Annotated in this window: 10 protein-coding genes; 4 read left to right on the top strand and 6 right to left on the bottom strand. The window is 72.6% G+C overall.

The features are described 5' to 3' along the window. Positions 1-56: 56 nt before the first annotated feature. A complete protein-coding gene (locus VI078_14305) occupies positions 57-623 on the bottom strand; it encodes an AMP-binding protein (GenBank protein ID HEY6000457.1) in 567 nt (188 codons plus the stop codon). 10 nt (positions 624-633) lie between these two features. After that, positions 634-1,188: a cupin domain-containing protein gene (locus tag VI078_14300; GenBank protein ID HEY6000456.1), complete on the bottom strand. Its 555-nt coding sequence runs from the start codon at positions 1,186-1,188 to the stop codon at positions 634-636. A gap of 180 nt (positions 1,189-1,368) precedes the next feature. On the opposite strand from VI078_14300, the gene VI078_14295 reads away from it, so the two are divergent. Continuing rightward, positions 1,369-1,935: a cupin domain-containing protein gene (locus VI078_14295; GenBank protein HEY6000455.1), complete on the top strand. Its 567-nt coding sequence runs from the start codon at positions 1,369-1,371 to the stop codon at positions 1,933-1,935. A 17-nt stretch (positions 1,936-1,952) separates the two neighbouring features. Then, the gene (locus tag VI078_14290; GenBank protein HEY6000454.1) at positions 1,953-3,605 is read left to right on the top strand and encodes an AMP-binding protein; all 1,653 of its coding nucleotides are present in this window, start codon (positions 1,953-1,955) and stop codon (positions 3,603-3,605) included. 14 nt (positions 3,606-3,619) lie between these two features. Here the strand turns inward: VI078_14290 and VI078_14285 are convergent, their stop codons facing one another. Further along, positions 3,620-4,633: an omptin family outer membrane protease gene (locus VI078_14285; GenBank protein HEY6000453.1), complete on the bottom strand. Its 1,014-nt coding sequence runs from the start codon at positions 4,631-4,633 to the stop codon at positions 3,620-3,622. 152 nt (positions 4,634-4,785) lie between these two features. Between VI078_14285 and VI078_14280 the strand changes: the two genes are divergently transcribed. Beyond that, positions 4,786-5,418: an SH3 domain-containing protein gene (locus VI078_14280; protein HEY6000452.1), complete on the top strand. Its 633-nt coding sequence runs from the start codon at positions 4,786-4,788 to the stop codon at positions 5,416-5,418. Between the two features lie 63 nt (positions 5,419-5,481). Next, positions 5,482-6,687: a 30S ribosomal protein S1 gene (rpsA, locus tag VI078_14275; GenBank protein ID HEY6000451.1), complete on the top strand. Its 1,206-nt coding sequence runs from the start codon at positions 5,482-5,484 to the stop codon at positions 6,685-6,687. Here the strand turns inward: rpsA and prs are convergent. From prs to VI078_14260, 3 genes are all read right to left on the bottom strand, one after another. Further along, positions 6,670-7,674 carry a ribose-phosphate diphosphokinase gene (gene prs / locus VI078_14270; GenBank protein ID HEY6000450.1) on the bottom strand — a complete coding sequence of 335 codons (1,005 nt, stop codon included), beginning with the start codon at positions 7,672-7,674 and terminating at the stop codon, positions 6,670-6,672. The two genes, rpsA and prs, sit on opposite strands and share 18 nt — an antisense overlap. Continuing rightward, a complete protein-coding gene (locus VI078_14265; GenBank protein ID HEY6000449.1) occupies positions 7,671-8,357 on the bottom strand; it encodes a phosphoribosyltransferase family protein in 687 nt (228 codons plus the stop codon). Before VI078_14265 ends, prs begins: the two co-directional genes overlap by 4 nt. 26 nt (positions 8,358-8,383) lie before the next feature. After that, positions 8,384-8,665 (bottom strand): alpha/beta hydrolase (locus VI078_14260; protein HEY6000448.1); only part of this gene is annotated, 282 nt, incomplete at its 5' end.

Here is an 8,665-nt window from a genome sequence, read left to right as displayed (position 1 = left end):
CATCGTGGTTGAGTACGTGACAAGCGTCGAAGGAAGGCATGTGCAGGTCGCGGCAGTTACCGGAGAAGAGCCATGAACCACGATGCCGCCGAGAAGTCCAGCCACCCCGGGCGCGCGCCGCCGCCGACGTGCGCCTTCACGCGCAGCTCGGGGCACTGCGCCGCCGCCGCGTCGACGTGCGCGAGCAGCCCGGGCTCGCCGACGCTGACGATCGCGCCGATCTTCGCCGCCCGCACGCGGTAGACGATGTCCTTCTCGCGCAGCAGGTGCGTGGCGGGGATGGCCACGGCGCCGAGCTTGTGCAGGCCCAGCAGCGCGAACCAGTACTCGTAGCGGCGCTTGAGCACGAGCATGACCGCGTCGCCCTTCTTCACGCCGGCGGCGGCGAAGACGTTGGCCGCGCGGTCGCTCCACGCCTTCACGTCGGCGAACGTGAACGCGGCCTCGCGCCCGTCGGGGTCGCACCAGACCAGCGCGGGCGCCTGCGGCGTCCGAGCCGCGCGCTCGTCGACGACGTCGAAGGCGAAGTTGAAGCCGGCGGGGACTTCGACGCGGAAGTTCGAGAAGAAATCGTCGTACGACGAGAACTCCGCCCGCGGCAGGAAGCGCGAGAGAATCTCCACGGGGCCGCTCCTAGAGGACGACGGCGAGCAGGCGCGCGCTCGCGGTGCCCGCCGCCCGCAGCGTGTGCGGCAGGCCGGCGTCGAAGTAGAGCGCGTCGCCGGGGTGCAGCAGCACCTCGTGCCCGCCGATGTCGACGGCCAGCTCCCCCTCGAGCAGGTAGTGGAACTCCTGCCCGGGGTGCGCGCCGGGGCGCGCGCCGCCCCCGGCCGGCGCCGGGTCCACCGTGACGATGAACGGCTCGGCCCGCTTGTGGGCGAAGTTCGGCGCCAGGCTCTGGTAGCGGTGCTCCGTGCGCCGCTCCACCGAGGGCCCCTGCCCCGCGCGGACCACCGAGTAGACGTGCAGCCGCGGCATCTCGCCGGTCAGCAGCGTGGACAGCTCGACGCCGAAGCGCGCGGCGATGGCGCAGAGCACGCCGAGCGGGATGTCGGCCGCCCCGTCCTCGAACGCGCGGTACTCCGCACCCGAGACCTTCAGCTCGCTCGCCAGTTCGTCCGCCGGCACTCCGGCGATCTCCCGCAGCTCGCGGACGCGCGCTGCGACCTTGCGGATCTGCTCCTTCATGCTCTCCCTCCAATCCGCGCCCGGGAAGAAGGGGCGCGGCGGGCGCTACTCTACCTCACCCGGACGTGCGAAAACCACCGTTGACAGCCGGGGCGCGAGAGACTACAAAACCCCGGGTTTTTTAGGCAAAACCCGCGAGAATCGGTCGGCAACACGGGCCTGGGGGAGGGTCGCACGGAGATGGCGAACGCGGGGCTGGGAGCGCGCGTCAGGAAGTACCGGGAACTGCGGCAGGTCGGCATCGCGGAGCTGGCGGAGCGCACGGGGCTCTCCCCGGAGCTGCTGCGCGCCGTCGAGGAGGAGGATCTCTATCCGACGCTCGGGCCGCTGGTGCGCATCTCCCGCGCGCTCGGCGTGCGCCTCGGCACCTTCCTCGACGACCACGCGATCGCCGACCCCCTGATCGTGCGCCTCGCCGGGCGGCACGAGGACTTCTCGATGCACGACCGCTCGGGCTCGCCCGCCTCGACGCGGTACTTCTCGCTCGGGCGCGGCAAGACCGACCGCCACATGGAGCCGTTCTTCATCGAGCTGCTCCCCGAGGAGGGCGCGCCCGCCCTCTCCTCGCACGAGGGAGAGGAGTTCCTCGTGGTTCACAGCGGCCGCGTCGAGGTGCGCCACGGCGCCGAGCGGCACGAGCTGGGGCCGGGCGACAGCATCTACTACAACTCGGTGGTCCCCCACCACGTCGGCGCGATCGGCCCGGGCAAGGCCGAGATCTACGCCGTGCTCTACTTCCCGCAGTGACCGCGGGGTCGAAGGGCGTGGACCGGCCGATCCTGCGCGAGATCACGCTCGGCGCGCTGCTCGACGAGGCGATCGCGAAGAACCCCGACGGCGACGCCGTCGTCTACGCCGACCGCGACGTCCGCTGGAGCTACCGGGAGTTCGGCGCGCTCGTCGACCGCGTGGCCAGGGGCCTGATGGCGCTCGGCGTGCGCCGCGGCGAGAAGGTCGCCGTGTGGGCGACGAACGTGCCGCACTGGGTCGTGCTCCAGTTCGCGACCGCGCGCATCGGCGCCGTGCTCCTGACCGTGAACACCAACTACCGCTCCGCGGAGCTCTCGTACCTGCTGCGCCACTCCGAGTGCGAGAACATCTTCCTCATCGGCGGCTGGCGCGACATCGACTACCTCGCCACGCTCCACGAGGTCGTCCCGGAGATCCGCCAGCACGAGCGCGGGCGGCTCGCCGCCCCGGGCTTCCCGCACCTCAAGCGCGCCTTCTTCCTCGGCCCCGAGAAGCACCGCGGCCTCTACTCGATGCCGGAGCTGCTCGCGCTGGCGGCGATGACCAGCCACGCCGACTACCGCGCCCGGCAGGCGGAGCTGTCGCCCCACGACGTCGTGAACATGCAGTACACCTCCGGGACGACGGGCTTCCCCAAGGGCGTGATGCTCACGCACCACAACATCCTCAACAACGGCTTCTGGATCGGCGAGCACCAGCGCCTGACCGCCGCCGACCGCGTCTGCATTCCGGTGCCGCTCTTCCACTGCTTCGGCTGCGTGCTCTGCGTGCTGGCCGCGGTGAGCCACGCCTCCACGATGATCATCCTCGAGACCTTCGACACGCTGCAGGTCATGGTCGCGATCGAGAAGGAGCGCGCGACGACGCTCAACGGCGTGCCGACGATGTTCATCTCGATCCTCGACCACCCGCTCTTCGCCAAGTTCGACTTCTCCACCCTGCGCTCGGGCATCATGGCCGGCAGCCCCTGCCCCGTGAAGACCATGCGCGAGGCGATCGAGCTGATGCACCTGGGCGAGATCACGATCTGCTACGGGCTGACGGAGGCCTCGCCGGTGCTGACGCAGACGCGCGTCGACGACGACCTGCGCCGGCGCACCGAGACCGTGGGGCGCGCCATGCCCGGCATCGAGGTCAGGACCGTCGACCCGGAGACCGGCGCCGACTGCGCGCCGGGCGCCCACGGGGAGGTCGTCTGCCGCGGGTACAACGTGATGAAGGGCTACTACAACCAGCCGGAGGAGACCGCCCGGGTCATCGACGCCGACGGCTGGCTGCACTCCGGCGACCTGGGCACGATGGACGCCGACGGCTACCTCGCGATCACCGGCCGGCTCAAGGACATGATCATCCGCGGCGGCGAGAACGTCTATCCGCGCGAGGTCGAGGAGTTCCTCCTGCGGATCGACGGGGTGCTCGACGTGCAGGTCGTCGGCGTGGCCAGCCGCAAGTACGGCGAGGAGGTCGGCGCCTTCATCCGGCTCAAGGAGGGCGCGGCGCTCACGGCCGAGGACGTGCGCGACGCCTGCCGCGGGAAGATCTCGCACTACAAGATCCCGAAGTACGTGACCTTCGTCGAGGGCTACCCGATGACCGCCAGCGGCAAGGTGCAGAAATACCGCCTGCGCGACGACGCCCGCGCGCTCTGGCCGGAGGCGATGGCCTAGCGCCGCCCCGCGGGCTAGAAGCGGAAGCCGGCGCCGAGCCGCACCAGGACCGTCTCCAGCTCCATGCCGCCGCCGTCCTCGTAGAGGGCGGCGCCCTCGGGGGAGCGGACCAGCACGTCGCCGGTGAGCTCGCCGTACTTCTCGTACTCCACTCCCGCGACGGCGTACCACCGCGGCGCGAAGTGCCACGTCCCGGCGACGCCGGTGCCGAGCCACTCCCCGCCCGTGAACTCCCCGTCGAAGGTCGTGGCGCGCAGGGCGTGGAAGTCGTGGTCCTCGGCGCTCACCCACGGGCCGTAGAGCAGGCGGCCCTGCACCTGCACCGGCCCGAACGCCCCGTCGCACACCACCCCCAGGTACGGCACCCGGTACTCCTGCCGGTAGGAGATGACGAGCCGGCCGGCCGGGAAGGAACCGCGGCGGGAGCGGAACTCGTCCGGGCCGATGAGCCCGTCGCCGTTCGCGTCCACCGTGTAGATGAACGTGCCGCCCCGCGCGCTCCACTCCCAGACGTCCTGGCGGTAGCCGAGGACGCCGCGCACCGTCAGCGCGCCCGCCGAGAAGGCGCGGACGTCGACGTCGACGTCGCCCGTCCACCCCTTGTCGACCGTGGTGTCGGGGTGCCGCGACTCGTGGGTCCACTGGTTGTCCGCCGTGGAGTCCCGCAGCAGCCAGTCGCGGTCGACCATCCCGCCGTCGCCGTCGCTCACCGCCGCCCAGAAGGTGCCGCCGACGCGGACCCACCGGCCGATGGTCGCCGTGCCCTCGATGCCGGCCATGGCGACGTCGCTCAGGTCCCACTTCAGCTCGCTGAGCTTGAACTCGCGCAGCCAGGGCGCGTAGGAGCGCTCGAAGGCGGTCCCCTCCAGCACCCCGATGCCCGCGCCGAGCGACAGCGTGACGCCCGCCGGCGCCTGCCACGATGCCTCTGCGGTCGCAAGCGTCGCGGCACGGACGGGAACGGCGGCGCAGGCGAGCGCGAGCGCCGATGCGAGCACGGCGGCGGAACCGGAGCTGCGGTGTGACATGGCTCTCTCCTCTTCGCCGGAGGATGCGCGCCGTCCGGCAACGGCGGCGGCTTTCGCGTTCATTCTACACCCGCGCGCCGCACCGGTCCCTCCCCTTGACAACCATCCCTCCCGGACAAAGATTTCCCTTGAATTCAACGAAGGAGGCCCCTATGAAGACCCTCTGGTTCCCGCTCGCGGCGGCCCTGCTCGCCGCCTCCCTCGTCCTGCCGGCGGCGGCGCCCGCCGCGGAAGGGTACGCTCCCGCGCCCGAGGCCAGGGGGGGCGCTGCGCAGCCGGAGCAGTACGTCATCGTCACCGCCCCCGAGGCGGACATCCTCGCGGCGCCGAAGGACGACGCCGAGAAGATCGGCCGGGTCGCCCGGCGCACGGTCCTGCCGATGAAGGGCAGGCAGGCCGGCTGGTACGAGGTCGCCACGGGCGAGAGCCAGACGGGGTGGATCCGCAGCGACGCGGTGGCGCAGATCTACTTCCCGCAGTTCCTGAACCCCGAAGGCCTGCCCGACGCCTGGGCGAACTCCCAGCCGCAGTACGTCCCGCCCGGTGCCTACCGGTACCCGGGGGACTGGTGGGGACCGTACGGTTACTCCTGGGGAGGGCCGTGGTACGGCGATCCCTTCTGGGGCGGTCCGTACTCGTACTGGCCCGGCCCGTTCTGGTGGGGCGGCGGCTTCGGGCTGCGCTTCGATCGCCGCTTCGACCGCCGCTGGGACCGCGACCACGACGACTTCGACCGTCGCGGCGGCGGCTTCCGGCGCCCGCCCCGCGGCCGTGACTGGCGCTAGCGGCTCCGGCGATCCGCCCGCGTCCTTTGACAAAGAGGAGAAAGGGCGGTTTCATGTGCGGCCATGACTGACGCTGACGACCAGACGGACGACCGGGAAGGCCAGCAGGAACCCGAGGAGGACTTCGCGACGCTCCTCGAGCAGAGCCTCGCCCGCCCGGCCGCGCTCGAGCCGGGGCGGCGGGTGGCGGCGAAGGTCCTGAAGGTCGGCGCCGAGTGGGTCTTCCTCGACGTCGGCCAGAAGGGCGAAGGCGTCCTCGACGTCAAGGAACTGCTGGATGCGGACGGCCGCCCGACGGTCGCCGCCGGTGAGACGCTGCACGTCTACTACCTCGGCAGCGAGGACGGCGAGTTGCGCTTCACGACGCGCGTCGGCGGCGCCGGCTCGGGCACCGCCCAGCTCGAGCAGGCGTGGCAGGCCGGCATCCCCGTCGAGGGGCGGCTCGAGGCGGAGATCAAGGGCGGCTTCGACGTCAGGCTGGCGGGCGGCGCGCGCGCGTTCTGCCCCTTCTCGCAGCTGGGGCTGCGCCGGCAGGACAACCCCCAGGAGGCGGTCGGCCGCACGCTCGAGTTCAGGATCACGGAGTTCCGCGACAAGGGGCGCTCGATCGTCGTCTCGCATCGCGCGATCCTGGAGGAAGAGCGGCGCCGCCAGCGCGAGACCCTGCGCCGGACCCTGCGCGAGGGCATGGTCGTCAAGGGGACGGTGACGGGACTGCGCGAGTTCGGCGCGTTCATCGACATCGGCGGCATCGAGGGGCTGCTGCCGGTCTCCGAGGCCGGCTGGGGGCGCACCGGCGACATCGGCCAGCTGCTCAAGATCGGGCAGGAGGTCGAGGTCGCGATCAAGGGCCTGGACTGGGAGCGCGAGCGCTTCACCTTCAGCCTGCGCGCCCGCCTCGCCGACCCCTGGGAGAAGGCCGGCGCGAAGTACGTTCCCGGCTCGACGCACACGGGCACGGTGGCGCGCCTGACGACCTTCGGCGCCTTCGTCACGCTCGAGGAGGGGATCGACGGCCTCGTGCACATCTCGAAGCTCGGCGAGGGGCGGCGCATCAACCACCCCCGCGAGGTGCTCAAGGAAGGCCAGCAACTGGCGGTGACGGTGGACGAGATCGACCCGGCCCAGCGACGGGTCTCCCTCTCGCCCGCGTCGCTCAAGGCCGCGGAGGCCGAGGCCGCGGCCTACGTCAACCGGCCGCCCGCCTCGATGGGGACCTTCGGCGAGCTGCTCAAGGCGGGCCTGGAGCGCTCAAGGAAGAAGGACTGAGGCCAGCACCAGCGCCGCGAAGCGCGGCGCGAGCGGCCGCACCTCGAAGAACGACAGCCGGGTGAACTCCTCCGTCTGGGGAATGCTGTCCGTGGCCGAGACGGCGGCCAGACGCCCCCTGTGGTAAAGCTCCTCCAGCGTCTCGCGTGCCTCGCGCAGGCAGAGGTTGTGCGAGACCGCGACGCGGATCTCCTCGACCCACGTCTTCGCCGCGAGCGCCCGCGCCACTTCGCGGAGCGTCGACCCCGAGCTGATCATGTCGTCGAGCACGATGGCGACCCGCGCGCCCGTGAAGTTGCCGGCGATCTCGGTGATCTCCGCCCGGCCGCGCTCGGGCCGGCGCTTCATCGCGACGGCGCTGCGCAGGCCCAGCGCGCGGGCGAAGCGCCCGACGAGCGGCGCCGCGCCCGCGTCGGGGGCGACGGCGATCGCGTCGCCGCGGCCGCGAAAGCGCGCGAACGCGTGGACGAAGTCGTCCAGGGGATCGGGGGCGACCACCGGCAGCGGCGCGAAGAACCCGTGGACCTGCGCGCAGTGGGGGTGCCAGGTCACGAGCCGGTCGATGCCGGCGGCCGCGGCCAGGTCCGCGAAGAGCCTCGCGGTCGTCGGCTCGCGGGCGCCCGCCGTGGGCTTGTCCTGCCGCGCGTAGGCCAGGTACGGCGTGACGGCGGTGACCCGCGCCGCCCCCCACTCGCGGCACGCGCGCGCGGCGACCAGCAGCGCCAGCGCCTGCTCCTGCACCCCGCCCGCGGCGCCGGGGCTGACGAGCGACTGCAGCAGGAAGACGTCGCAGCCGTCCACACCGGCGTCGAGGCGCGCCCCGACCTCGCCGTCGGGGAAGGAGTAGTCGACCCCGTCGATGAAGCGCGCGCGGCCACGGGCCTTCGGCAGACGGGCGCTGGCGCGGCGCAGGCCCGTCGCGAACGCGGCGGCCGCGCGGCAGCTGGCGACGACCACGTCCGCCTCCCGGACGGCGCCCGGCCTCACGCGCCGACCCCCTTCGCCGCGCGGTGGCGCTCGAGGATCGCCAGAACCTCGTCGTCCTCGACCTGGTCGAACCGGTCGTAGAACCGGCCGACCGCGCCGAAGTCCCACGGCGCACGCAGGCAGAGCAGCTCGTCGGCGCTCTTCGCGATGCGCTCGATCGTGTCCTCGGCGGCGACCGGCACCGCCACGATCGCCGAGCCGGGACGGTCGCGGCGCACCGCCCACAGGGCGGCCTGCATCGTCGCGCCGGTGGCCAGCCCGTCGTCGACGACGATCACGACGCGGCCCGCCAGCGGAATCCGCGGACGCACCTTGCGGAAGACCTCGACCCGCCGCGCGATCTCTCCGAGTTGATGACGCTCCTCCCGCTCGATGTATCCCCGGGAGACGCCGAGGCGCGCGGCGATCGCGTCGTCGAGGAACGGGTGCCCGTCCTCGGCGATCGCGCCGATGGCCAGCTCCGGGTTGCCCGGGGCGCCGATCTTGCGCGAGAGCACGATGTCCAGCTCGGCGCCCAGGTGGTCGGCGACCTCGGCGGCCACGACCACGCCGCCGCGGGGGATGCCGAGCACGACGGGTCGCTGCGCGCGGAAGCGCTCGAGCGCGGCGCCGAGCAGCCGGCCGGCCTCCCGGCGGTCGGCGAAGGCCTCTTCGCTGCGCGACAGCACCTGGATCTTCCCCACGATGTCCCCTCCTTTCGCCCCGGCGCTCACGCCGCCGCGCCCCGCGCGGCGAGGTGCCGGACGAACCACGCCGCCGCGAGGCGGGCGACTTCCTCGAGCGCGCCCGGCTCCTCGAACAGGTGCGTCGCCCCGGGCACGATGACCAGCTCCTTCTCGCCGGCGAGGCGCTCGTACGCGGCGCGGTTCATGCCGATGACGACGTGGTCCTCGCCGCCGACGATCAGCAGCGTCGGCGCGGTCACGCGCGCCAGTGCCCCGCCCGCGAGGTCCGGGCGCCCGCCCCGGGAGACGACGGCCGCGACCCGCTC

This window comes from bacterium (assembly GCA_036524115.1).
Classification (GTDB): Bacteria; JAUVQV01; JAUVQV01; order JAUVQV01; family DATDCY01; genus DATDCY01.
This window is presented reverse-complemented; position numbering and strand designations above follow the sequence as displayed.